Source organism: Cobetia sp. QF-1 (genome assembly GCF_002213105.1).
GTDB classification, from domain to species: Bacteria; Pseudomonadota; Gammaproteobacteria; order Pseudomonadales; family Halomonadaceae; genus Cobetia; species Cobetia crustatorum.
Window position 1 is genome coordinate 48240 of the sequence record NZ_NBVS01000004.1, and the last position, 25566, is coordinate 73805.

The window sequence follows — 25566 nt, forward strand, 5'->3', positions numbered from 1 at the left end:
TCGCCCTGTCTGCGCCACGGCCTGTCCCGCCGTGGCGCCTGTGAGGATTGCCATGCTGCGTATCATCAATTTCCTCGAAGCCATCATCGAGCGGCTGGGCATCGTCGCCCGCTACTCGCTGCTGGCGCTCGTGCTGCTGGTCGCAAGTAACGTGCTGTTGCGTTACTTCTTCAGCATCAGCCCCGTTCCTCTCCAGGAATTGGAGTGGCACCTGATTTCCCCCATCGCGTTGCTGGGCATTTCCTATGCCCTCAAGCATCGCGCCGACGTACGCGTCGATGTCTTCTATGATCGTTTTTCCGCCAAGGGCCGCTGCCTCGTGGATCTGTTGGGAGCAGTGATGACCATCGCCATTGGCGCTGCCATTGCCTGGCTGGGCCTGGCATACACCGAACAATCCTGGCAGCTGATGGAAGGTTCACCGGATCCCGGCGGACTGCCCTATCGCTATCTTCTCAAGGCGTTCATTCCGTTGGGCTTCGCGGCACTCGCCATACAAGGCGTCGCGGACTGTCTACGTGCCTTGATGGGGCTGATGGCGCCTACCAAACCCTCTGAAGGCCACGAGGTGCGCTCATGAGCCCCAATGAATGGATCGCACTGGGCATGATCGGGGGCTTCCTTGTTTTGATGCTGATCGGGATTCCGGTCGCGATTTCTCTGGCCGTGGCAGGTTTCGTGGCAGGGCTTGCAGGCTTCGGCCCCTTGCTCTTCAGCCTGATGCCATCACGTCTTTATGGCGTGGTCACCAATTACACCCTGTTGGCGATACCCTTGTTTGTCTTCATGGGTGTGATGCTGGAGAAATCGCGCGTCGCGGAAGACATGTTGGAGACCATCGGCCGCGCAATGGGCGGCGTGAATGGCGGCATGGGTATCGCGATCATTCTGGTTGGTGTGCTGATGGGTGCATCCACCGGTATCGTCGGTGCGACCGTCGTCACCGTGGGCATGCTGACACTGCCGACACTGCTGCGTCGCGGGTATCACCCGGGGGTGGCCTCGGCCACCATCTGTGCGTCCGGCACCCTCGGGCAGATCATTCCACCGAGCCTGGTACTGATTCTGCTGTCAGAAATTCTCGGCGAATCCGTCGGTACCCTGTTCGCTGCGGCCTTCATCCCTGGCCTTGCGATTGCCATCATCTATATCGTCTATCTGCTGGTGCTTGGCTGGTGGAAGCCGGAACTCGTGCCTGCCATCCCGAAGGCGGAACGCGAGGCGGCCGGCGGCATGAAGGAATTGCTGCGCGATCTCGCGCGCAGCGTGATTCCGCCGCTGATGCTGGTGTTCGCCGTACTTGGCTCAATCCTGGGTGGCGTTGCCGCCCCCACGGAAGCCGCCTCGATGGGTGCACTGGGTAGCCTGTTGATCGCGTTGCTGGCACGGCGTCTGGATATCACGATGCTCAAGGCGTGCCTGCATTCGACCCTGACCATCACTGCGATGGTGTATTTCATTCTGCTGTGCGCCCAGCCCTTCTCGTTGGCCTTCCGAGGGCTCGGCGGCGAAAACATGGTGCACGATCTGTTCAACCTGCTGCCGGGTGGCGAACTGGGCGCGCTCATCTTCTTGATGGTGGTGCTGTTCGTGCTTGGTTTCTTCCTCGAGTGGATCGAGATCAGCTACATTGCGTTGCCGATGTTCCTGCCGATCTTCATCGGCTATGGCACTGACATGGTATGGCTAGGCGTACTGGTGGCAATGAACCTGCAGATGTCATTCCTGACGCCGCCCTTTGGTTGGGCGCTGTTCTTCCTCAAAGGCGTCGCGCCACCCGAAGTCACCACGCGTCATCTGTATCTGGGCGTACTGCCCTTCGTAGGTCTGCAAGCCATGGCAGTGGTACTGCTGTTCTGCTTCCCCGGACTTGCCACCTGGCTGCCCGAGGCTATCGGCTGGTAGGAAAGCCATCGCCTGTCCCCCGCGATACCTGAAGAGGGGGGACACTCATCGTGGTTGTCTAATATCATGCACAACCGGATGACATCTACTCTCCTCACTTGCGAGGAGTCGCCAAAGCGCATCATCCTCCATGCCGGCACTCGGTACGGTGATGCGTCTCACAAGGAAACGCCATGGAACTGTTCTCAGCCTATCCGCTGCATTGGATCATCGGATTGATCGTCGCACTCATCGTCACCGGCATGATTGCCGGCGTGATGGCAGGGTTGTTGGGGGTCGGCGGCGGTATCGTCATCGTCCCCGTCCTCTTCCATCTGTTCAGCCTGTTGGGTGTCGATGAAGCCGTGCGCATGCATCAGGCCGTCGGCACCTCGCTGGCCACCATCATTCCCACCTCGATCATGTCGGCCAGGGCGCACTACGCCAAGGGCAGTCTTGATCCCTCGATTCTCAAGCGGCTACTGCCCGGCGTCATCCTCGGTGTCATCATCGGTGGCCTGCTGTCCAGTCTTTTCAGCGGTGCCGTCCTGATGGGGCTGTTTGCCACCATCGCCTTGCTGGTCGCCCTTAACATGTTCCGTCGTCAATCCAAGGTACTGGGCAAAGGCTTGCCGGGACCGCTGGGCAGCGGCGTGCTGGGGACCTTCATCGGCGGTGTCTCGACGCTGATGGGAATTGGCGGTGGCACCTTGAGCGTGCCGACCTTGAGCACCCTGGGCACGCCGATGCATCTTGCGGTCGGTACCGGTGCGGCGCTCGGCTTGGTCATCAGTCTGCCGGGCACCGTGAGCTTCCTGCTCAGCGGGCTGGGTGAGCCCAATCTTCTGCCGGGTTCCATCGGTTACGTCAATCTGCTTGGATTTGCGGCCATCGTTCCCGCGACCATGCTCTGTGCACCAGTGGGCGCAAGGCTTGCCCACTCGATGGATGCCTCGAAACTCAAGAAGATCTTCGCCATCTTCCTGCTCTTCACTGCGCTGCGCATGTTCTATGACCTCTTCACCGGTAGCTGATCTGCGGCCGTATTGATCACTTGAGACATCACCACACGTGCCGAGCCCTTATCTCGGTACGTGTGCCAGCACAGCAATGAACAATAACAACAGGAGCACGACGCCATGATTCATACCCGACGTGGATTTGGTGGCGCCTGCGCCGCGCCACATCATCTGGCGGCAGAAGCAGGACGCGATATCTTGCGTGACGGCGGCAATGCGATAGAAGCCATGGTCGCCATGGCAGCAACCATCGCCGTCGTCTATCCGCACATGAATGGCATTGGCGGCGATGGCTTCTGGCTGATCAAACGCCCCGGCCAGGCGCCGATCGCGATCGATGCCTGTGGCGCTGCCGCAGAACATGCCAGCCGTGAGTTCTATGCCGATCTCGGCTATGGCTATGCCACTTCTCTTGGGGAGGTACCTGCCGCGCCCTTGGCAAAAGGCAACAGTATCCCGACGCGCGGACCACTGGCGGCATTGACGGTCGCGGGCACCATTGGCGGCTGGCAGGAAGCTCTCGCGTACTCGACAGAGACTTCTGCTCCAGAGCACACACCCCTACCGCTGACACAACTGCTGGCCACCGCCATCCGTCTCGGCAATGACGGGATCGCCGTGAGCGCGAGTCAGCAAGCCTTGAGTGAAAAACACCTCGCCACCCTCTCTCAGCAGCCTGTTTTCGCCGAGCGCTATCTTGGCCAGAGCGAGACAGGCGATGCCATTGCATTGCAGGAAGGCGCGCGTCTGCGTCAGCCAGAACTGGCGGCCACATTGGCGCATCTCGCCGATGCCGGTCTCGATGACTTTTATCGTGGCGAACTGGCCACACACATGGCAACGGAGTTGGAGGACGCTGGCAGTCCGCTGCGTCTGTCAGACCTCAATCACTATCAGGCTCAGCGCGTCACTCCTCTCAAAGTACGCCTGCATGATGGTGACATCTACAACCTGCCCGCACCGACTCAGGGACTGGCGACGTTGATGATCATCGGTCTCTACGATGCACTGAGCGCAACACATGGCATCAGCGAAGCGGAGGGCAATACACCGCGTCATCTGCATGCGCTGATAGAGGCCACCAAACGCGCGTTCCTGGTGCGTGACAGCCTGATCACCTCACCGGATGCCATGGAAGGCGGTCTGGAAGGATACGTGGCGACCCAGCAAGCGCATCTTGAAACATCAGCCTTGGCTGAAGAGGCTGAAAAGATCGACATGCAGTCGGCGCTGACCTGGCCCTACGAACCCGCCGAAGGCGACACCATCTGGATGGGCGCCACGGATAGCGACGGCACTACCGTCAGCTTCATCCAGAGTGTGTACTGGGAGTTCGGCAGTGGCATGGTACTGCCAAGCAGTGGCGTGATGTGGCAGAACCGCGGGCTGGCGTTTGACCTCGCATCGAATCAGCTACGCAGTCTCGCGCCGGGTCGCAAGCCCTTCCATACCCTCAACCCGTCACTGGCGTGCTTCGATGATGGCCGCGTGATGGCCTTCGGCACCATGGGCGGTGAAGGTCAGCCACAGACACAGGCCGCTATCTTCACGCGTATCGCTCGTCACGGCATGTCACTCCAGACTGCCATCAGCGCCCCACGCTGGCTGCTCGGCCGCACCTGGGGCGATATCAGCACCAGCCTGAAACTTGAGTCACGTCTCGACGGTGACATGGCAGATGCCCTAAGGGAGCTCGGACATGAAGTAGAGGTTCTGGAAGACGCCTACAGCGATACTCTGGGTCATGCCGGTGCCGTGATGCGTCATCCGGATGGCACTGTCGAAGCCGCACACGACCCGCGCAGTGATGGTGGTGCGGCATTCACCTGATGAGATAGTGGCGTGTATTGTCCTCCAGGCATATCCCGATGCACGCACTTGGTTTGCTTGGCACTCATTTCCCATGACAACGATAAAGAGCGACACACCACAATGATGAAAGAACACTTCATGACTCCCCGACGTCTCGTTGCTGCCATCTCGATTGCCGCCTGCTCCTTGGCCTATGGCGTACAGGCAAGCGCCGTGGAACTCCCGGGCGTGAAAATCTATGCCACGGGCGGCACGATTGCCGGTAGCTCAGCCTCCTCCACGGATACCACCAACTACACCTCCGGCAGTCTGGGCGTGCAAACGCTGCTGGATGCCGTCCCAGAACTGGCCGATGTCGCTGACGTGACAGGCGAGCAGATCGCCAATACCGGCAGCAGCAACATCAATCAGGAAATCCTGCTCAAGCTGTCCAAGGCCATCAATGAAGCATTGGCCACGGATGCGACGCATGGCGTGGTCATCACTCACGGCACCGATACCCTGGAAGAGACAGGCTTTTTCCTCGACCTCACTGTCAATAGTGACAAGCCTGTCGTGATGGTCGGTGCCATGCGCCCGGCCACCGCCATCAGTGCCGATGGCCCGTTCAACCTGCTGGAAGCGGTCACTCTGGCGGCCGATGATGGGGCGGAAGGTCGTGGTGCCATGATCGTGCTCAACGACCGAATCGGTTCGGCGTATTACACCACCAAGACCAACGCCATCATGATGGATACCTTCAAGGCCACCGAGCAGGGCTATCTGGGTGCCTTCGTCAGCGGCAAGCCGCACTTCTACTACACACCGGCAACACCGACCGACAAGCCGCACTTTGATGTGACCTCTCTGGATGGCCTGCCGAAGGTCGATATCGTCTACGCCCATCAGGACATGGACCCGGCACTGTTTACCGCAGCGCTCGACAATGGTGCCAAAGGCATCGTGATTGCCGGCAGTGGCAATGGCTCCATCCCCGATACCCTCAAGCCGCTGGTCAAGCAGGCAGTGGAGGATGGTATCCCCGTCGTACGTAGCACCCGTACCGGCAATGGCATCGTCAGCGCCAAGGAAGAAGGTATCGGCAGCGGCGCCCTGAATCCCCAGAAGGCCCGCATCCTGCTCTCACTGGTGCTGACCGAGACAGATGACATGGACAAGGTGCGTGGCTACTTCGAGTGATCCGGCAGTCAATGACGTGACGTGACGAAACGTGACTGACTATCAATGCTAAAAGGGACTGCCCAGGCAGCCCCTTTTACTTCCAGTCTTTATTTCAATGAACTCAGCCACGCGCACAACTTGGCCTGCGGCCCCTGAGACTCGAAGGGTTCAGCTGATAAAAGATAGTAGCCAGTACCATCTTCTACAAAACCCAACGGGGCTGTTAGTAGACCATTATCAAGATCATCGCGCACCAAGTTCCAAGGACCCATCGCGACACCAAGCCCTGCAACAGCGGCTTGCAAACTGAAGTAGAAATGCTCGAAAACCTGCTCATATTGACTATCAACCAACATACTTGTGCTTTGTATAGGATTTGCAATACTCGCCCATTTTTGCCAAGCATCCATCCGGGTACGTGTATGCGTTAGCGGTGAATTCTCAAGCAGGGCATTACCACTAGATTTCGAAAACCACTCAGTTTCTTTATCTGGGCGACAAACTGGCCCGATACGTTCATTGAACAATAGTGAGGAGTGGGCGTCCTGTGGCCAAGGAAAGTCATCGCGACGAATGGCAAAGTCAATGCCATTGGAAAAAGAAAATGCCCCACCTCCTGCGACCAATAACACGTCGATATGTGGATGATCTGCCTTGAATTGCGGCCACCGCGGGATCAACCAGCGCATCAGCAAAGTCGGCTCGCATGAAAGCACCCATTGTCTGTGCCGGGCATTGGCACGCAGTTGACCTACAGCTTGCTGCATCAAATCGAATCCCTCCGCTACCGCACGCGCCAGAACATGGCCAGATTCAGTGAGAAAAACGCGGCGACTCCGACGAACGAACAGTGCAATACACAGATCATCCTCGAGTAATCGTACTGCACGACTGACAGCGCCATGCGTCAGGCTCAATTCATGTGCTGCACGAGTAAAGTTCTCATGTCGCGCTGCTGCCTCAAAACAGCGCAGAGCGAGTAATGAAGGTAGTCGTTTGCTGTTTGATGGTGATTCTAACTCACCATTCCTGACAGGAATCATCGTTATTCATCCGAAAAAGTCATGGGTAAAATCAAGAGACTATATCAACCACTCAAGGATAACTCATGACGGAATTGATAGCTGTCATCACCATCACCATGCTTGCCGTAATCAGTCCTGGCCCTGACTTTGCCATGGTCACACGTAATAGTCTCGTGCTGTCGCGCCGTAGCGGCATATGGACGGCTATAGGTATCGGCTTGGGAGTTATGATCCACGTAACTTATACACTTTTAGGAGTAAGCATCTTAATACAGCAGTCAAACTGGCTTTACAATGCTATCAAGCTAGTAGGTGCATTATACCTAATCTACTTAGGACTCAAGATGCTATTGAGCAAAAACAAAAATGTATTACCTAACGAAAAATCTACTCCTATCTCAAATTGGGCAGCGCTACGCGCAGGCTTTTTAACAAACGCACTCAACCCAAAGACCACTTTATTCATAGTCAGTCTTTTCTTGCAAATAGTGCAATCCGATACACATTTGGTGATACAAATTGGCTACGGGCTATTTATCTCACTAGCGCATATATCTTGGTTTATATTAGTCGCTGTATGTTTTTCAGCAAGCTTAGTACGTGATCAAATTTTACGAGTTCACCATTGGTTGGATCGAACATTTGGCTGCTTACTGATTATCTTTGGCGGTATTCTGGCAATGTCCCATAACTAATCGTAATCGTCACAAAAATCAAATGCTCTAATGTACAAAACTATTAATCCAAGGGCCCAGCGTTATTTACCGCCGCCCTCGACAACGGTGCCAAGGGTATCGTGATTGCCGGCAGTGGCAATGGCTCCATCCCGGACACGCTCGAGCCGCTGGTCAAGCAGGCCATGCAAGATGGTATCCCTGTCGTACGTAGCACCCGTACCGGCAATGGCATCGTCAGCGCCAAGGAAGAAGGTATCGGCAGCGGCGCCCTGAATCCCCAGAAGGCCAGCATCCTGCTCTCACTGGTGCTGACCGAGACAGATGACATGGACAAGGTGCGTGGCTACTTCGAGTAAGCAGACAGCAAAACACCTCATGGCCTGACTTGGCTTGAAACTCACCGGAAACGCAAAAGGGGCTGCCAATGGCAGCCCCTTTTGCGTTCAGCATGGCCTATGGGCTCGTGCCCCGTTCTAACATTGCTCCTCAGCATCCTCCACTTTCAAAGCCTCATATCCCCCACCAGACTTGCACGTACTGTCATATTTTGAGATTGACGTGCCATACCCCATCGAATGACTTGGCATAAATATCATTATAGTCAATCACTTACATATCTCTGGCCAATTTCTTACATCAACTATCGTCAGATACCTGTAACAAACATGCACCTTTACTAATAAAGTATTAGCATTCTCATCAAGCGAGAATGAAAATCATAACCATCGGAAAGCGCAGGCACAGAGGAAGGCAGGCAATGAAAGATAGTGATTCAGACATAGCGGTAATCACGCAATTCTCGTCATCATTTCCGAATCAGTCAGATAGAAAGACCGTGTCATTTTTCGGTCGAAGCCACCCTCTCTACAAAGACGTTCTGAAGATGCGTGATGAGCATCATGGGGCCGCCAAGGCATACGTGATGAAGCACAAGAGTCATGACGATGTCATCGATAGCAATAGTCAGCATATCTGCCTGGTGGATACACAGCGTGATGCATTGATGGGATGTATCAGAGTGACGCCTGGGGGTCTTGAATCAAGAACCCTGTTTGATCAGAACGACAAGGTCAGCATCCCCGAAGGAGCTATCTACGAGTTCAGTCGCCTTGTAACAGACCCTAGTGCGAAACGATTTTCCCACGGCAACCTGCTGATGGCGGCAGCAGCCAGACATGTCAAAGCCAACAAGGGGGATGGCATCCTCGCCTTGTGCAAGCGCTCCAACATGAAGATCTTCAAGCGCTTCGGATTACTCCCCATTCATGAGTCGACCTTGCAGACAGAAGAGAACATGGGCGAGCTTTATATGGTGTACGCCAGCATGGAGTCCATCATGAAGACATCCCAGAAAAGAGTGAGCACGACACCGGTGCCCAGCCCATTACCCACGCCATCAGTGGTGTGATGCCTGTCACCAGCACAAGGGGCAAAATGTCAATGTGATAGGTCGCCCCGCTCGTCATGTACAAAACCTGGCGGTGTCAAAAGAGCCCCTGGTAAACCTCTTCCGTCTTACCCCACTTTCCCCTTGAAATATTTCATGGGATAGACCATTATCAAATGATAATGATTATCAAAATCATGTAGATCTGCATCTGTACAGCGCTTACAAGGAGTGACCCATGGATCAGTGGAAGTTCGAGACGACAGCGGGAAATGCCCTATTTGATAAAGGCCAGTACCACATCGCTGAGCACCACTATCTGAGCGCGTGCCTACGCGCTGACACTCTGCTTGAGCCCTGGAAAGACCCTGAAGGAGCGGTAGTGGCACTGGTGGTGAGCTATCAGAATCTGGCGGATCTCTATCGCGCTCAAGGCCACCACCAGCAAGCCTTGGAGGCACTGCAAACAGTGCACGCTCGCCTCTCTCACGCGCTTGCATTGCCAGATCTTTCATACGAACGACAGCAAGCGTTACTGCGTGGGTCGGGACAAGCCCGTCTCGACATCATGAACACTGTTCAATGGCTGGGTGTCTCTACCCAGCGTGTCAGTCAAGCACGCAATACCAAAGCTGATTACTAACCTGCACCGCAACAGGAGGCAAGGCATGAAGAAAGCGCTCAGCATTAGTAGCCTATTGATATTGGCCATTGCCAATACTGCTCAAGCTCATCCGGGACATGATCACAGTAGCTGGACCAGCCCTCTTACCCATACCTTGTTCTATGGATCAATCGCGGCAGTCGTGGGAACTGCTTTCTATGTCATGCGTCAAGCCAGACTGAAGCGTCAACGCAGTGAACAAAAGGATCGTCAGTTATGATGTATGCCCTGCTCCGCACCGTTGACCGCCTGGTCTCACTCCCTGCGGCCTCCGCGCATTGTGATATCCCCTGCAAGATCTATGACCCGTCCGCTGCCCAGATCGCCGCACTCAGTGTGATCCGCTTCATGGGCCTCATCAATGAGCTGGGCCAGAAGGACAGCCTGACGCTGGCAGACCAGGCCTTGCTCGCCCGTCTGGTGGAGCAGAAGGAAAGCCACGCCGAGAAAGCCAAGCATGAGATCCGCATCATCTGGGGCGATTACATCAAGCAGCCGCAGCGTGACGCCTATCCGGACATCGATGCACTGGTCCACAGCCTCATGCTGGCCGGCTCTGCCTGCAAACAGGGCATCGAGCGCGACAAGGGCGAGAAACTGCTGACCCTCATCAATGAATTCGCCGCGGCGTTCTGGGATACCAAGGGGCTCACCACCTTTACCGCGACCTGCCCGTATCCGCCGTCTGAAAGCGTCGTCTATCCGAAGCTGGATTGAGGCGGCTCGAATGACGCGCGCGAAAATGGAGAAAGCGTGAACTGATGCCCTTCAGACTCTATCGCGTCAATGGACTCAGCATGTCTCCCGGCCTTGCGCCGGGAGATTATGTCGTCACGCTGAAACGCTGGAAATCGCGCTATCGCGTCGGGGATATCGTGGTGGCACGGCACCCCCACTATGGCCGCATCATCAAGCGCATCCGTGAGATACAACCAGACGGCATGCTCTGGCTGGAAGGCACCCATCCTGACAGTACCTCTACTGAAAAGATGGGCTTGCTGTCTTGTCGCCTGGTCAAGGGGCGAGTGATCCACACCATCTCTCAAGACAATACGTGAGCCTTTCTTTCTCCCTGGCCATGGCTCCTCTGTGATATCCAACCTCTCTGCTCACCCTCACACCACCTTCATCAGCCTCAGCGCGTCATAGATCGCCGCATGGGTATTGCGGGTCGCGACGGCATCGCCGATGCGGTAGAGCTGGAACTTGCCGTCTGCTGAGCGCTCGGTGTGCTCAGGACTTGGGCCGTCTGCGGGCTGGGCGAGTCCTTCTATCAAGGCGTCGTAGTCGACTGCCCCGCCGTTGCGAGAGTGAGGTTTCAGCTCGAAGTAGAGGTCTTCCATCGGGCGGGCACCGTAGTTGACGACCACCTGGTCGAGGAGTCGCTGATTAGCGAAGGGCCCTGTGCCCTTGCCTTGCGCCACGGCGTCATCCAGATAATCACTGCCGATCTGCGCGATCAGCTGGCCATCTTCACTGCGCGTGACACTGCCGAGGCGATAGGTCGGCGTGAAGGTGACGGCGAGGCGTTGCAGGCTGCGCATGTAAGGCACCAGGTTCATGGCCATGATTTCCGGCGCGAAGGTGCGGTCTGGCGTCATCATCTCGAGCCTGGCGCCGGTGTTGGCGATCATCTCGGCGGCCTGGAGTGCGGCGTGGTCTCCCGCGTCATCGAACAGCAGCACGTTGCGGCCAGGCGTGACATGCCCGGAGAGAATGTCCCAGCTGGAGACGACCAGCTCACTGCCGACCTGCGGCATGTCTTCCTCGGGGTAGCCGCCCGTGGCGACGATGACCACATCCGGCTGCTCCGCCAGCACGTCCTCGGCCTCGGCGAAGACGTTGTAGCGAATCTCGACGCCCAACGCCTCGCAGCGACTGATGCGCCAATCGATGATGCCGATCATCTCGCGACGTCGCTCGCTCTGCGCGGTCAGGCGAATTTGGCCACCGGGTTGATCCGCCGCTTCCAGCACCACCACCTGATGTCCACGCTCACCAGCGACACGCGCCGCCTCAAGCCCTGCCGGCCCCGCCCCGATGATCACCACCTTCCTGGCGACCTCGGCCGGTGCGATGTCATGCGGCTGCTCCAGCTCACGCCCGGTGGCGGCATTGTGAATGCAGTAGGCGGAGCCACCCTGATAGATGCGATCAAGACAATAGTTGGCCCCGACACAGGGACGGATGCTCTCCTCCTGCCCCGCCATCAGCTTGCGCACGATATGCGGGTCCGCCATGTGCGCACGTGTCATGCCAACCATGTCGACCTTGCCGGTGGCGATGGCATGGCGTGCGGTGGCGATATCCTGAATCTTGGCACCATGGAAGGTCGGGAAATCCATCGCCTCACGAATCTGTCCCGCAAAGTCCAGATGCGGCGCACTGGCCATGCCTTGAATGGGAATGACGTCAGTGAGCCCCGCATCGGTATCAATATGGCCGCGTACCACATTGAGAAAATCGACGTTGCCGCTATCACGCAACAGGCGTGAAATTGTCATGCCATCCTGCGCATCAAATCCCCCAGCGAGGCATTCATCGCCGGTATAGCGGACGCCAACGATGAAGTGCTCGCCGACGCGTGCACGGATCACCGCTAGCACCTCAAGCGTGAAACGCAGGCGATTATCCAGCGAGCCGCCATAGGGAGATTCAAGCGTATTGGTCAGCGGTGACCAGAACTGGTCCATCAGGTGGCCATAGGCCTGTAGCTCGATACCATCAAGACCCGCCGCTTTCATGCGTTCTGCGGCATCCGCGTAATCATTGATCAGGCGCGTGATGTCCCAATCTTCGACGCGCTTGGGATAGGCACGATGAGAGGCTTCACGACGATGGGAGGGTGACACGGCGGGCAGCCAGTCAGCCTTGTCCCAACGCGTACGGCGACCCAGATGGGTCAGCTGAATCATGACTGCCGTGCCGTGCTCATGGCAGGCATCGGTCAACTCGCTCAGCCACGGCACCACCTCATCGCGATAGGCGAGGATATTGTTGAATACCGGCGGGCTGTCCTTGGCGACCGAGGCGGAACCTGCTGTCATGGTCAGCGCGATACCGGCACGTGCACGCTCCTCGTGATAGGCGCGATACCGTGCCTTGGGCATGCCATCTTCGGGATAGGCGGGCTCGTGAGACGTCATCATCAAGCGATTCTTGAGTGTCAGGTGCTTGAGCGTGAACGGTGTGAGCAGCGGATCCTGAGCCATGTGGCCTCCTGAAAGTCAGGTCATGAGAGGACGACAAACAGTCATGTCTTTATTGTGTACACTACTGTACATGGACTGACTATAGCCCTAGGATTCAGGTTATGCGCTGCCCCTGAACGCTATTTCATGGATTCTGGCGCTGTCAGAAACGCCGATGTCGCAAACAGCATGCTCTTCGCTTTTGTCATTCTCACTCATCAGCCCACGCGGCCACGGTATCCGACAGCCCCTCAGGAGAACGTCAATGCCAGATGCCATCGATCACACACAGACAAACGTCAACACGCAGCCTCTCGGGCGCGGCAAGGCTGAAGACTGGCTGGAAGCCGCCTATCATCAGCTTCTCGACGGTGGCGTGGATTCGGTACGCGTGATGACGCTTGCCAAGACGTTGGGACTATCACGTACCAGCTTCTACTGGAGCTTCAAAGACCGCGAGGCGCTGCTCGATGCCCTGCTCGCGCGCTGGGATTCGACCAATACCGCCGGGTTGACACGACAATGTGAGCGCTATGCGGCGACAGTCGTCGAAGCCATGCTCAACGTCTTCGACTGCTGGCTGGATGAGACGTTATTCGACTCGCGCTTCGAGTTGGCGATCCGTAATTGGGCGGCCCAGAATGATGCGGTCGCAGACGCCGTCGCGGTGGCAGACAGCGCCCGTATCACGGCACTGACGCAGATGCTGATCCGCTTCGAGCAGCCCGAGCAACTCGCCAACGTGCGTGCACGCACTATCTACCTGACACAGATCGGTTATCTCTCGATGCGCACCCAGGAAAGCGCCGCAGAGCGTATCGGACGCATGGCGGAATATGTCGAGGTGTTCGTCGGTGAGCGTTGCCAATCCGACGATATTGCGCGGTTTTCGTCGCGTCATCCCGCATAGTGAAGCGCGACTCTTGATAGATACCGATGCCATAGTCGACTCTTTCTAGCAAGCAAAAACCCCCATGATCTTCTCGATCAACGGGGGCTTTTGCTTGTGCGGAGGGCAAGGCTTGAACTGTCTAGAGACGAGTCATTGAGTCGCCTTCCACCAGTCATCCAGCAGCTGACGCTCGGCAGCGGTCATCTGCGTCATGTTCGCCAGCGGCATGCTCTTGTCGACCACACTGCGCTGGTGAATCCGCAGTGCCTGACGATCGATATCGTCCCAGTCATTGAATGCCATTCCTGCCGCCGGTGCTGTCAATCCAATCAGCGTCGGAGAATCGCTGTGACAACCCGCACAGCGATTTTCGATGATCTGCGCGACCTGTTCACGCATCGCGTCCGTGGCCTTGTCGCCTTCACTCGCAACACCAGCGGACGTGGCCGGGGACTGTGCTGTTGAAGATGCAGATTCTGGCAGCGGCGCTTGCGCTCGCGGGGCACACAACACGATGACACCGATCAACGCGAGCAGCGCCCCCACCGGCACCCAGCGTCGCTTGATGCCCTTGTGATGATCCACCGTAGCGATGCGAATCAAGCCACCTGTCACCAGCAGCAGCAGGATGACCCCGAGACGGTAGTCATTGGCATACAGCAACGGATAGTGATTGCTGATCATCATCAATACTGCCGGCAGCGTGATGAAGGTGTTATGCACCGACCGCTGCTTGGCGCGCTTGCCATGCACAGGATCCGGCGTTTCACCTCGCTGCGCCGCCGCCAGCAACGCTTTCTGGCCCGGAATGATCACATTGAAGACGTTACCCGCCATGATGCTGCCCATCAGCGCGCCCATCAGCAGGAAGGCGGCACGTCCTGAAAACAGCTCAGTGGCAATCCATGCCGCCAGTGTCAGCCAGAGCCCGACAGCGATGAACAGCCCACCACCATGACGTTTGAGCGGACTGCGGCAGATCGCTTCGTAGCCCATCCACCCTCCCACCAGCACGCCGAGTGCCGCGATGACAGCTTGGCTGCCACTCATCTCATACACGCGAGGATCGATCAGATAGGCGTGAGGCTGCAGGAGATAGATCAGTGTGAACAGCGCCATGCCAGAAAGCCAAGTGACGTAGGCCTCCCATTTGAACCAGTGAATCTCACCTGGCAATGTCTCGCTGACGCCATCATGTCGGAACAGGTGATAAAGACCGCCGCCATGCACGGCCCACAGCTCACCACCGGGCCGCCCATCCACCGCGTGATGGGCAGGTTGGCGACGGTTATCAAGCCAGATGAAAAAGAATGATGCGCCAATCCAGGCAATGCCGGCCATGACGTGCAGCCAGCGCGTCAGCAGCATCGACCAGTCCAGTAGGTATGCGCTCATGCCGACTCCTTAGCTGCCGCGATAGACGCTATAGGCCCACGGAGTGACCAGCAGCGGGATGTGGTAATGACCTTCAGCCTCAAGCGCACACTCGACAGGGATTCGCATCAGCATCCCCTTTCCACAGGGGCGTGTAGCAAAATACTCGCCGACCATGAAGCTGAGGCGATAGTCGCCGGGTTGATCATCATCCAGAAGCGGCGCATCTAGACGGCCATCAGCATTGGTGACACTACGAGCGATCTCATGGCAACTGCCATCCGCGGCTAACTGCTCCAGTACAATATGAATGCCGCTACCGGCAATACCTTCCGCTTGATTGAGCACGTGAGTCGTAAGTTTGGGCATTACGCCATCCTTGTAGTGTTGTCAGCGACCGAGGCACTATCGTTGTATTGCACCGCTGCGGTGCAAGCATTGACTTGACCGATTGGTCAAGGTGCAATGTCGAGACTGCCCTGAGCGATGCTTCGGAGTCTCCGCCATGGATTGGCTCACCCGCTGTGAGATGATCGGCGGCACGCGCCTTGCAGGCCTCAGATTCATCGTTGTACATACAACTATTAGCCCTTCAGGGAGCAAATCGCATGCCAATCGAGAGCCCCATGCGGTATATCGCGATGCTGGACACGCTCAATGTGCTACCGCCAGAGGCTTTGGCGCGTCGCTTGAGCGGGCTATACGAGCACTCGGATTGGGTGGTGGAGCGTGCCGCCAGCGAGCGGCCCTTCTACAGTCCAGAAGTCCTGCTGATGGCCTGTGCCAATGCCGTACGTGCCGGGAGTCTGGTGGAGCAACGCGCCTTGATACTGGCGCACCCGGAACTCGCCATGAGCAAGCTGGACACCCTGACACGCGCCTCGCAGAGCGAGCAGCAAGGTGCTGGGCTAGATCAGCTGGATGACAACATGCGCAAGCGCTTCATCACTGCCAATGCTGCCTATCAGGCACGTCATCAGATCCCCTTCATCATCTGCGTGAAGGGCCATGATGCCGTGAGCATCCTTGATGAACTGGAGCGTCGCTTGCCGCACGCCCCCGAGGAAGAATTCAGCGAGGCGCTGGCGCAGATCGACGCCATCGCGGCGGTGAGGCTGCCCGCCATGCTGGAAGCTGAGTAAGACAGCCAGTCGGGAGCTTTTTTATCGTCGTCCCTCACACGGCACTGGCAGTATGTTTTGCGGCCAGTGCCTCGATGCTGGCGATCAGGGCGGACAGTGCTCGCGCAACATCTCCTTCAGTCACTGATTCCAGCGGATGATGGCTGATGCCGTGCTCGCAACGCACAAACAGCATGCCCACGGGGCATAGATGGCTGATCGCCATCGCATCATGGCCGGCACCGCTGGGCAGCCGGAACGCAGGTTGCCCAGTGCTCGCGATCCCCGTATCGATCGCTTGCATCAGCTGTGCGTCACAAGCCACGGCATCAGCGGCATGGGTCTGCTGGTGGCTCACGCTGATACCACGACGCTGTGCAATACGCTGTGCTGTGCTCAACAGCTCATCCAGTGCCTGATCACGCTGGGCATCATCCAGGGCTCGGATATCGAGACTGAGAGCTGCACGTCCCGGTATGACATTGACCGCACCGGGCCGCAGTTCACAACAGCCCACGGTGGCGACCAGAGAATGGTCTGACATGTCACTGCGCTTACCCGCCTGGACATCACGCGCCAGCGCCTCGACGGCCAGCGCCCATTCGGCTGCGGCGCACAAGGCGTCCTGACGCAGCGCCATGGGTGTCGTGCCAGCATGTCCTGCCTGACCCACGAAATTGACGGTGAAGCGGCGCGCGCCAGCGATACCCGTCACCGTGCCAAGTGCCAGCCTCTCAGCCTCCAGCACCGGACCTTGCTCAATATGCACCTCTAGATAGCCGAGCGGTGGTGCATCCTGCAACGAGGCTTGTGTCGCCGTCTGCCCCGACAGGCCAAACGCCTGAAGCGCCTCACCAAGACTCACGCCCTCCTCGTCTTCAAGCGCCTCCCAGTCAGGCTGCCAGCCACCGGCCATCGCATGGCTGCCCAATAGCGTCGCCCCGAAGCGGACACCTTCTTCATCGCCGAAGCCGACGACTTCAAGCGCAAACGGCAGTGCATGACCGTGATACTGGGCCTGATGCTGAAAGTGTGTCAGTGCCGCAATGCCCAATAGAACACCAAGAATGCCATCGTAGCGCCCGGCATCCGGCACGCTATCAAGATGCGAGCCGATCACCAGCCGTGGCGTGGCATCTGTATCCTGCAGTGCAGCTGGGCACCAGCGGCCCCATTGGTTGCCCGCACCATCCTGCCAGATACGCAACCCCGCCGCCGCCAGCCAAGCCGCCATCGTCGCGTTGGCTGCGGCGTGTTCCGAAGTGAGATAACGTCGATCGATGCCGTGCTCACTACAAGAAAGCGTCGCCAGCACGTCACAGGCTGTCAGTACGTCTGCTGCGCTGCACAGCGGCATCAGCGTGTCTTTCGCCATGACACTCATGCGTGACCTCGCAGGGCCTGATCCGAATAGAAATCGAGTGCTGTCCCGACGCCACTTCCACCCACGACGCTGATTCCACCGCGTCGCAGGGTCTGTTCAAGCGCCGCAAGCGTCGTCAACACGGTATCGCGCCGTGCGTTGTAGCCCATTACGCCAAAACGCCAGACCTTACCGTGGAGAGGGCCAAAGCTGGTGCCTATCTCGATGCCAAAGTCTTCCAGCATACTGCGACGCAGCCCTTCGCCTTCCAGTCCAGCGGGAATCACCGCCGCACTGACGTTGTGCATGCGATGCGCTTGATCACCGAACATCTCAAGCCCCAGCCCCTTTAGTCCCTCTACCATCGCTTGTCCGTGCAACGCATGGCGATCAATGGCGTTCTCCATGCCTTCATTGATCAACAGGCGTGCACATTCGCGGGCGCCATACAGCATGCTGGTCGCCTCGGTATGGTGGTTGAGACGTAACTCCCCCCAGTAATCGAGAATCATCGACAGGTCGAAATAGTTGGAGCGAATACGCGCGCCGGGGTCGGTCAGACGATCACGTCCACTGCTGATGCCCGCCTCGACATGTCGGCGTCCATGTACGACCTCGACGGCACGCGATGAAAGCGTCAGCGGTGAGCTGCCCGATGGACCCGCCAGACACTTCTGCAAGCCTGCCGTCACGGCATCCAGCCCCCACTCATCAGTCTTGAGCGAATTACCCGCCAGCGAGGCCGTGGCATCGGTATAGAACAGCACATCTTCACGACGACAGATTGCGCCAATCTCGGCCAGCGGTTGGCACATCGTGGTTGAGGTATCGCCCTGCACCAGCGCTAGCAAGCGCGGCTTGACCTTACGGATCGCGGTCTCGATCTGCTCCGGCTGAAAGACTTCGCCCCAGGGACACTCGATCACATGCACCTCACCGCCACAGCGCTCTGCGATCTCACGCAGCAGATGACCGAAACGCCCGAATATCGGTACCAGCACTCGCTCGCCTGGCTTAATCAATGACACCAGCACAGCCTCGATACCAGCACGCGAGGTGCCATCGATCAGTAGTGTGGCGGTATTGTCGGTGGCAAAGACCTCGCGATAGAGCTGCATGGTCTCGTGCATGTACTGCGTCATGGCCGGATCGTATTGGCCGATCAATGGCGCTGAAAGTGCGCGCAATACGCGCGGGTCAGCATTGATCGGCCCGGGCCCCATCAGTAAACGCTGAGGGGGGTGAATCTGGTCAAAGGGTGGGCTCACGGTCGCTCCTTGAATACTGGGCACTGGCGCATCACGTTAGATGACACCGTTAGCTGACAGGCTCGTCGAGTGGCAGATGTCCTTCAGACACTTTGCAACAAATGCGCCATCTGCTGCTATATGAAACATCTGCTGAGAAACACACTGCACGCATTGTCATCCAATAGAGATATTGCGGCAGATAATGTGAGCACTATCAAGATAACGGGATAATTTCATGGGCAATGCAGCATCATGATGCTGATGAGTAAGTATTACGCACCATCGCAAGACGTTACCTCGTAACAATGGGGAGGCAGAAAGATACCGTCGATAACAGCTGTCGATGACAGCGCATGGCTGAACTCGCCACACGAGTCTGTTATACAGAAGGGAACGCGGTGGGTGAGAACGGTCATTCATGTCCTCATTCACCCTATTCGTCACCGCTGGAGAGCCACATGACGCTGGAACAACGCTTGGAACGCGCAACGGAGCTGGCCAGAATGGCTGGTGAACGGATGATCAAGGCGCGTGAGGAGCAAGGGTTTGCGCACCACTACAAGAAAGGTGATGAGCTAGTCACCGATATTGATGTCGCGATTGATACCTTGCTGGCCGAGGCACTGGAAGCTGAATTCCCTGAAGATGCCCGCCTGACCGAAGAGTTGTCCCCGGAGCGCGATGTCATTGCCACCAAGGGCGGTCTATGGGTAATCGATCCTATCGATGGCACCGTCAACTTCGCGCATGGCCTGCGTCATGTGGCAGTCTCCATCGCGTGGTGTGAGCGCGGCAAGATTCAGATGGGCGTCGTGCATGCGCCTTTCCTCGGTGAAACCTTCACCGCGATTCGCGGCAAGGGGGCATGGCTCAACGGTGAGTCGATTTCGGTCAGTGGCATGGAAGAAATGAGTCGTGCGCTGGTCGCCACCGGTTTCCCGTACAACCGCGATAGCCGTCCGCCGCTGCTCAAGCGTCTCTCGGCCATGTTGCTGGTGTGTCAGGATGTGCGTCGTAACGGTAGTGCAGCACTCGATCTGTGCGATGTGGCCTGCGGCCGCCTGGACGCTTATTACGAGAGTGTTTCGCCGTGGGACTTTGCCGCTGGCCTACTGATCGCGCGTGAGGCTGGTGCACGTACTGGCCATCTCTATCGCTGTCCAGATGGCATTCCCGAGGAGCTCTATGGCGAGAATATCGTGGTCAGTACACCTGAGTTGCATGCACCATTGAAGCGTCTCTTGGAAGACGCGGATGCCACCTCCGGTCTACCGGGTTTGTAAGACTTCGATGTCACCCTTGCTCGCTAGAGATAAAAACGGCCCGCACTCCATGGAGTGCAGGCCGTTTGCATATCGGCTTTCATCATCCACCGTGGACCAGCGATCCACCGGCCAAACCTGTCAGCTCGCAGGCGTTTCCGGTAATCCGAGTCGCTGGGCAACCTCCTGCCATAACTCACGGTAGCTAACCGCAGGCGCGCTAGTACGCGAATAGACGGAAATCGGTGCGCGCTCAATCCCCATACGTTCCACCACACTCGAATAGGGAATGTTGGCACTCAACTGTAGTGGGTAATCGCGCTTGAGCGAAGACATCACATCCTTGTGCAAGGTCTTGCGACGATCGACCAAGGTAAAGAACGGCCACACCTGAGCATCCAAGTCCAACTCTGCCAGACAGGTATTGAGTTGCTCAAGCGTACGCAGTGACAATACCGTCGGGATCAACGGTACGAGTAACGCATCAGCCGCCGCAAAAACCTGTTCCGACAGGCTGGAGATACTCGGAGGGCAATCCAGCACCACCAGATCATAATCATCACGGATCGGTTTGAGCAGCTTGCGCAGCCGCGAGCGCTTTTCATCCTCAAGAATATGATCAAGGTGCCGGTAGGAAAACTCGGCAGGCAGGATATCGAGCCCCTCATACTCTGTTGAGCGAATCACTCGCGCCATCTCCTGCTTGCCCTTGACCAGCTTCTCGATGCCGCCCTTGAGACGAGGCTTGGTACGCACATAGAAGGTCGCGGCAGCCTGGGGGTCCAGATCCCACAGCAGCACACGAAGGCCACATGCTGCTGCCGAATGAGCAAGATTAATTGCCGAAGCCGTTTTCCCCACGCCACCCTTGATGCTGTATAGCGCCACAATTCTCATTGCCACCCCGCCTCTCCCTGTTTTAAGCCACGTTAGCACATCATGGCAGCAGTTCGATGACAGTATGTGGGCAGTTACCCGTTAACGTTAGATCAGACGCCTTCGCGACCCGGCGACAGCCCTTTCGCGACCAGCGTGCGGCTAAGCCAGCTCAGTAGCAGGCCGTACATGGGCAAGAACAGCAGCAGTGAAATTGCCAGCTTGATGGCATAATCCACCCAGGCAATTTCAATCCAATGCAGCGCCATAAAGGCGTCTGGCCCATTACGAAATGCTACCGAGAAGAAGGCAAAGGTATCGGCAAGATTACCCAATAATGTCGATGCCATCGGCGCCAGCCACCAATGTGCATTGCGACGCAGACGATCAAACACCTGAATATCGAGTAATTGGCCGATCACGTAGGCAATGAAACTGGCCAGCGCAATACGCGCCACGAAGAGATTGAAATCTCCTAACGCTTCAACGCCAGCAAAAATGCCATCCTGAAACATCACCGACAACATGTAGCTGATGATCAGCGCTGGCAGCATCACCAGTGCAATGATACGACGCGCATAGTACTTGCCGAACAACCGTACGGTGAGATCTGTCGCGAGGAAGATAAACGGGAAGCTGAAGGCGCCCCACGTTGTATGGAATCCAAACAGTGTCATCGGCAGCTGGACCAGATAGTTACTGGCCGTGATGATCAGAATATGAAACAGGGAAAGTGCAATAAGAGCACGTCGCGACTGGGTGTCGGAGAGGATCAACATCTAAGGTCCTTTTTTAACTGCAAGTCGCCGCTCAGGGGTGAGGGAACCCTGACACGAGGCATGACGCTATTATCGACATCATGAAACCGAAGAACCATGGTCTCCATGACGTAAAATGGCCGCGCATCGTATCACGATGCGCGGCCATTGGCATGCAGAGCAGTGTCATTTCTGGCCAGTTGGTCAGGCCCTCAACTCACACTGCCTTTCATGCACTTACTTCTTCCAGATGCTCGGATCAATCTTGCCTTTGAGTTCCGGGAACTGGTCCGGATCAAAGGTCGGCTCCTTGCCTGCCTTGTGCTGACGGTCATAGTCCTTGAACAGACGGAAGGCCAGTGGTGACAGCAACAGGATGGCAATCAAGTTAATTAGTGCCATCGCACCCATCGAGAGATCCGCGAAATTCCAGATGCTTTTCAGGCTAGCGACAGCCCCCAGCATGACCATGCCCAACACGGCAAAACGATAGATCATGATGACCGACTTGGCGTTCTTCTTGCCGGCGATGTACTCGATGTTGGACTCGCCATAGGAATAGTTGGCGACCAGCGAGGTGAAGGCAAACAACAGAATAGCAATTGCGATGAAGGCACCACCCCAGCTACCGACCTGAGACGTCAGCGCTGCTTGGGTGATCTGAATACCATCATTGCTGCCGTCAGTGCCCAGTGTGCCACTCATGATGATGATCGCCGCGGTCGCGGTGCAAATCACCAGCGTATCGATGAACACACCCAGCATCTGCACAAAGCCCTGTGAGGCCGGATGCTTGGTGGTCGCCATCGCAGCAGCATTCGGTGCGGAGCCCATACCCGCTTCGTTGGAGAACAGACCACGCTTGATACCGTTCATCATCGCCTGAGCAATTGTGTAACCCAGCGCGCCACCGGCCGCTTGCTCAAGACCAAAGGCACTACGGAAGATGGTACCCAGCGCCTGCGGAAGCTCAGTGATGTTAGAGATCACCACGAATACCGCCAACAGCAGATATAGGATGGCCATGATCGGAACGATCAGTTCGGCGGTACGTGCAATACGCTTCATACCACCGAAGATGATCGGTGTCATGACAACTACCAGCACAATACCCATGATCCATGGTGGCACATCGAAGGCCTGCTCCATGGCTAGCGCGATGGAATTGGACTGCACGGAGTTGAAAGCAAGGCCAAAGGCGATGATCAAGCAGATGGAGAATAGAATCGCCATCCAGCGCTGACCCAGCCCTTTCTCGATGTAATACGCCGGGCCACCACGGAAGGTCTTGTCGTCGTGCGGAACCTTATAAGCTTGAGCCAATGTGGACTCGATGAAACTGGTGGCCATGCCGACCAGTGCCGTCATCCACATCCAGAAGATCGCGCCCGGGCCACCCAGGGAGATGGCCACGGCCACGCCCGCAAGGTTACCGGTCCCGACACGTGCCGCCAGGGAGGTGGCCAATGCCTGGAAGGAGGAGATGCCTCCCTCGCTGCCCTGACGAGAAGTCGCCAACAGCTTCCACATATGTCCGAAGTAACGGAACTGGATGCCCTTGGTCATGACAGTGAAGAAGATGCCTGCCCCGATGAGCAGGTAAATCAGCACACTGCCCCACAGCAGGCCGTTGCCGGCGTCGATCAGCGCAAGAATCGGCGCTGGAATGATGGAAGTAGTTTCCGACATGTCGGTCTCGCTTTAGCGGGTTCTTGGTCTCGTCGTCGCTGCCAGAGGTGTCATGGAGGCAAGCCTCGACCCTTGCAGGCAGCGAGCAGCATCTACAGGCGTGCTGCTCGACATGCTTTGGTGAGCGCCATTCTTCATATCCAACAGCGATAAGCAAGAAGAGCCCACTGTTTGTCAGCATTTCGTGACACGATTTTAGGGGATAACAGCCGAAATAGCGGTCTTTTTTACTGCATTGTAGACTTTAGATTAAAGCAGCAATGTTTCGCTGTTTCGCCTGCTCGGGCATAATGCGCCCCCTCCTTTCCGGCCTGCCTGCTTCAGCGGGCCTGAAGTGGCAAGACTTGTCGTGCGCGCCTAATGTTTTCCGCATGCCCAATGGCTTTTCGGTCTCAAGGCGCGCTGCGATCAGGCGGTGCACCTCCCTGACGCCCACGCACCATAATAGCCAACATGGCACTCGGTAGAACGCGTTGTCCCGGCGTCTACCTTTGAAAAACAGGTGATACATGGAACTGACCAGCTACGCGGCATCCCCGCTTTCGCTGCTCGCCCCGATCATAGCCATCGGTCTCGCAATACTGACACGCCGCGTCATGCTCTCCCTCGGGCTGGGCATTGTCTCTGGCGCGCTTCTGCTGAATGGCTTTGCGCCAATCGCAACGCTCGATTACCTCTGGCAGCAGCTGGTAGCCGTCTTTGTTGAGCTACCTGAAAGTGGCCATTTCAGTGATGTCGCTCTCAATAGCTGGAACGTCTACATCCTGCTATTCCTGCTCGCACTTGGGGCAATGGTTGGCGTCATCACCTTGGCCGGGGGCACGCGCGCCTTCGGCAACTGGGCACGCGAACGCGTCACCACACGCCGCGGCTCGCAGCTGATGACGGTCATGCTCGGAGTCTTCATCTTCATCGATGACTACTTCAATAGCCTGGCAGTCGGCAATATCTGCCGTCCATTGACTGATCGCCAAGGGCTGTCTCGGGCACGTCTCGCTTATCTGATTGATTCGACTGCCGCACCGGTCTGCGTGCTGACGCCAATTTCCAGCTGGGGTGCCTACATCATCAGCTTGATTGCCGGTATCTTGGCAACGCATCACATCACGGACATCAGCCCCTTCGGTGCCTTCCTTGAGTTGTCTGCACTCAACTATTACGCCATTGCCGCGCTAGTGCTTGTAATTGCCTCAGCCTGGTTCGACATCAATTTCGGCGCCATGCGTCGTCACGCTGTCGCAGCACGTGATGGTGAGCTGTTTGATGCTTCGCGCGGTAACCCGCCGGGCAACACCCATGTCGAAGAGTCCAAGCGTGGTCGCCCGATGGACCTGCTGATTCCCATCGTCGTACTCGTGATCGCAACCTTCTTCATGATCGTCCAGACCGGTGCCAGCGCACTCGCCGCTGACGGTGAAGCCTTCGATATCATTCGTGCCTTTGAACTGACGGATGTCGCCAAGTCGCTGATCATCGGGGGCGCCATTGGCCTGCTGACAGCAGTACTGATGCTGCTGCGTCATCGCATGGGCATGAGCCGTAGCGTCGGTGCCATCGCGCAGGGCGCGCGCTCCATGATGCCTGCCGTGTATATCCTCATCTTCGCCTGGCTGTTGACGGGTATCATTGGTTCGCTCGGTACCGGTCAATATCTCGCAACACTGGTCGATGGTGTGGTCTCTCCGACCTGGTTGCCGATGTTACTGTTCGTGCTCTCTGGCTTGATGGCCTTTGCGACCGGCACGAGTTGGGGCACATTCGGCATCATGTTGCCAATCGCGGGAGACATGGCGGCCGCCACCGAGATCAGCATGATGCTGCCGATGATGGGCGCGGTACTGGCGGGCTCGGTGTTCGGTGATCACTGCTCCCCGATTTCCGATACCACCATCCTGTCTTCGACCGGTGCCAGCTGCCACCACATCGATCACGTGATGACACAGCTACCCTATGCACTATTGGGTGCTGCGATATCGCTACTGGCCTATCTGGTAATGGGCCTGACTGACAGTACGCTGTTCGGCTGGCTGAGCTTGGCTGGCCTGCTATTCGTCAGCATTGCCTGGTTGGCACGCCGTGAGCAAGCCAACCCGGTGGTTGCTCGCATCTAAATCGTCAGCTCTCCTCCCAGAATCACAGCGATGTTAGAACAATAAAGAAG

At 57.2% G+C, this 25566-nt stretch carries 24 protein-coding genes and 1 pseudogene; 16 read left to right on the plus strand and 9 right to left on the minus strand.

What is annotated here, in order from left to right; translation table 11 throughout:
- Positions 1-52: 52 nt before the first annotated feature.
- The 5 genes from CFN46_RS08725 (at position 53) to CFN46_RS08745 (ending at position 5894) form a co-directional block, all read left to right on the plus strand.
- A complete protein-coding gene (locus CFN46_RS08725) occupies positions 53-580 on the plus strand; it encodes a TRAP transporter small permease subunit (RefSeq protein WP_024952671.1) in 528 nt (175 codons plus the stop codon).
- On the plus strand, positions 577-1905 hold the full coding sequence (locus tag CFN46_RS08730) for a TRAP transporter large permease subunit (protein WP_088743279.1): 1329 nt from the start codon (positions 577-579) through the stop codon (positions 1903-1905). The genes CFN46_RS08725 and CFN46_RS08730 overlap by 4 nt, the downstream gene beginning before the upstream one ends.
- A 173-nt stretch (positions 1906-2078) precedes the next feature.
- Positions 2079-2918 carry a sulfite exporter TauE/SafE family protein gene (locus tag CFN46_RS08735; protein ID WP_024952669.1) on the plus strand — a complete coding sequence of 280 codons (840 nt, stop codon included), beginning with the start codon at positions 2079-2081 and terminating at the stop codon, positions 2916-2918.
- 105 nt (positions 2919-3023) lie between these two features.
- A complete protein-coding gene (locus CFN46_RS08740; protein ID WP_088743280.1) occupies positions 3024-4733 on the plus strand; it encodes a gamma-glutamyltransferase family protein in 1710 nt (569 codons plus the stop codon).
- A gap of 120 nt (positions 4734-4853) precedes the next feature.
- Positions 4854-5894 (plus strand): type II asparaginase, encoded by a 1041-nt coding sequence (locus CFN46_RS08745; protein WP_088743488.1) that lies wholly within the window; start codon positions 4854-4856, stop codon positions 5892-5894.
- Between the two features lie 89 nt (positions 5895-5983).
- Here the strand turns inward: CFN46_RS08745 and CFN46_RS08750 are convergent, their stop codons facing one another.
- Entirely contained in the window at positions 5984-6919 is a 936-nt protein-coding gene (locus CFN46_RS08750) for a LysR family transcriptional regulator (RefSeq protein ID WP_088743281.1), read from the minus strand.
- A gap of 65 nt (positions 6920-6984) precedes the next feature.
- Between CFN46_RS08750 and CFN46_RS08755 the strand changes: the two genes are divergently transcribed.
- The 7 genes and pseudogenes from CFN46_RS08755 (at position 6985) to sodX (ending at position 10687) form a co-directional block, all read left to right on the plus strand.
- Positions 6985-7596: a LysE family translocator gene (locus CFN46_RS08755; protein WP_088743282.1), complete on the plus strand. Its 612-nt coding sequence runs from the start codon at positions 6985-6987 to the stop codon at positions 7594-7596.
- A 68-nt stretch (positions 7597-7664) separates the two neighbouring features.
- Positions 7665-7934, plus strand: a pseudogene (locus CFN46_RS08760) (L-asparaginase); the annotation flags it as partial.
- A gap of 401 nt (positions 7935-8335) precedes the next feature.
- A complete protein-coding gene (locus CFN46_RS08765) occupies positions 8336-8986 on the plus strand; it encodes a hypothetical protein (protein WP_088743284.1) in 651 nt (216 codons plus the stop codon).
- 217 nt (positions 8987-9203) lie between these two features.
- Positions 9204-9608, plus strand: coding sequence for a hypothetical protein (locus CFN46_RS08770; RefSeq protein ID WP_024953326.1), 405 nt, complete (start codon positions 9204-9206; stop codon positions 9606-9608).
- A 25-nt stretch (positions 9609-9633) separates the two neighbouring features.
- Positions 9634-9849 carry a hypothetical protein gene (locus CFN46_RS08775; RefSeq protein WP_024953327.1) on the plus strand — a complete coding sequence of 72 codons (216 nt, stop codon included), beginning with the start codon at positions 9634-9636 and terminating at the stop codon, positions 9847-9849.
- A complete protein-coding gene (gene sodN / locus CFN46_RS08780) occupies positions 9846-10346 on the plus strand; it encodes a superoxide dismutase, Ni (RefSeq protein ID WP_088743285.1) in 501 nt (166 codons plus the stop codon). The genes CFN46_RS08775 and sodN overlap by 4 nt, the downstream gene beginning before the upstream one ends.
- Positions 10347-10390: 44 nt before the next feature.
- A complete protein-coding gene (gene sodX, locus CFN46_RS08785; RefSeq protein ID WP_088743286.1) occupies positions 10391-10687 on the plus strand; it encodes a nickel-type superoxide dismutase maturation protease in 297 nt (98 codons plus the stop codon).
- A gap of 57 nt (positions 10688-10744) precedes the next feature.
- On the opposite strand, the gene CFN46_RS08790 is transcribed toward sodX, so the two are convergent.
- A complete protein-coding gene (locus CFN46_RS08790; RefSeq protein WP_088743287.1) occupies positions 10745-12841 on the minus strand; it encodes an NADH:flavin oxidoreductase in 2097 nt (698 codons plus the stop codon).
- A 244-nt stretch (positions 12842-13085) separates the two neighbouring features.
- Here CFN46_RS08790 and CFN46_RS08795 point away from each other — a divergent pair, with 244 nt between their 5' ends.
- Complete coding sequence (locus CFN46_RS08795) at positions 13086-13730, plus strand: TetR/AcrR family transcriptional regulator (protein ID WP_088743288.1); 645 nt, start codon at positions 13086-13088, stop codon at positions 13728-13730.
- 132 nt (positions 13731-13862) lie between these two features.
- Here the strand turns inward: CFN46_RS08795 and CFN46_RS08800 are convergent, their stop codons facing one another.
- Both CFN46_RS08800 and uraH read right to left on the minus strand, forming a co-directional pair.
- Positions 13863-15107: a urate hydroxylase PuuD gene (locus CFN46_RS08800; protein ID WP_088743289.1), complete on the minus strand. Its 1245-nt coding sequence runs from the start codon at positions 15105-15107 to the stop codon at positions 13863-13865.
- A 9-nt stretch (positions 15108-15116) separates the two neighbouring features.
- Complete coding sequence (gene uraH, locus CFN46_RS08805; RefSeq protein ID WP_024953310.1) at positions 15117-15455, minus strand: hydroxyisourate hydrolase; 339 nt, start codon at positions 15453-15455, stop codon at positions 15117-15119.
- Between the two features lie 239 nt (positions 15456-15694).
- Between uraH and uraD the strand changes: the two genes are divergently transcribed.
- A complete protein-coding gene (uraD, locus tag CFN46_RS08810) occupies positions 15695-16228 on the plus strand; it encodes a 2-oxo-4-hydroxy-4-carboxy-5-ureidoimidazoline decarboxylase (protein WP_217897800.1) in 534 nt (177 codons plus the stop codon).
- A gap of 34 nt (positions 16229-16262) precedes the next feature.
- Here uraD and CFN46_RS08815 read toward each other — a convergent pair whose 3' ends face one another.
- Positions 16263-17582 carry an allantoate amidohydrolase gene (locus CFN46_RS08815; RefSeq protein WP_246116520.1) on the minus strand — a complete coding sequence of 440 codons (1320 nt, stop codon included), beginning with the start codon at positions 17580-17582 and terminating at the stop codon, positions 16263-16265.
- Positions 17583-17587: 5 nt separating this feature from the next.
- On the minus strand, positions 17588-18838 hold the full coding sequence (locus tag CFN46_RS08820) for an alanine--glyoxylate aminotransferase family protein (RefSeq protein ID WP_246116521.1): 1251 nt from the start codon (positions 18836-18838) through the stop codon (positions 17588-17590).
- A gap of 440 nt (positions 18839-19278) precedes the next feature.
- Here CFN46_RS08820 and CFN46_RS08825 point away from each other — a divergent pair, with 440 nt between their 5' ends.
- Entirely contained in the window at positions 19279-20103 is an 825-nt protein-coding gene (locus CFN46_RS08825) for an inositol monophosphatase family protein (protein WP_088743290.1), read from the plus strand.
- A gap of 120 nt (positions 20104-20223) precedes the next feature.
- Here the strand turns inward: CFN46_RS08825 and CFN46_RS08830 are convergent, their stop codons facing one another.
- From CFN46_RS08830 to CFN46_RS08840, 3 genes are all read right to left on the minus strand, one after another.
- A complete protein-coding gene (locus CFN46_RS08830) occupies positions 20224-20979 on the minus strand; it encodes a ParA family protein (RefSeq protein WP_024953444.1) in 756 nt (251 codons plus the stop codon).
- A 92-nt stretch (positions 20980-21071) separates the two neighbouring features.
- Complete coding sequence (locus CFN46_RS08835) at positions 21072-21737, minus strand: 7-cyano-7-deazaguanine/7-aminomethyl-7-deazaguanine transporter (RefSeq protein WP_088743291.1); 666 nt, start codon at positions 21735-21737, stop codon at positions 21072-21074.
- Positions 21738-21953: 216 nt separating this feature from the next.
- Positions 21954-23405, minus strand: coding sequence for a sodium:alanine symporter family protein (locus CFN46_RS08840; protein ID WP_024953442.1), 1452 nt, complete (start codon positions 23403-23405; stop codon positions 21954-21956).
- Between the two features lie 509 nt (positions 23406-23914).
- Between CFN46_RS08840 and CFN46_RS08850 the strand changes: the two genes are divergently transcribed.
- On the plus strand, positions 23915-25516 hold the full coding sequence (locus CFN46_RS08850) for a Na+/H+ antiporter NhaC family protein (protein WP_088743292.1): 1602 nt from the start codon (positions 23915-23917) through the stop codon (positions 25514-25516).
- Positions 25517-25566 lie beyond the last annotated feature (50 nt).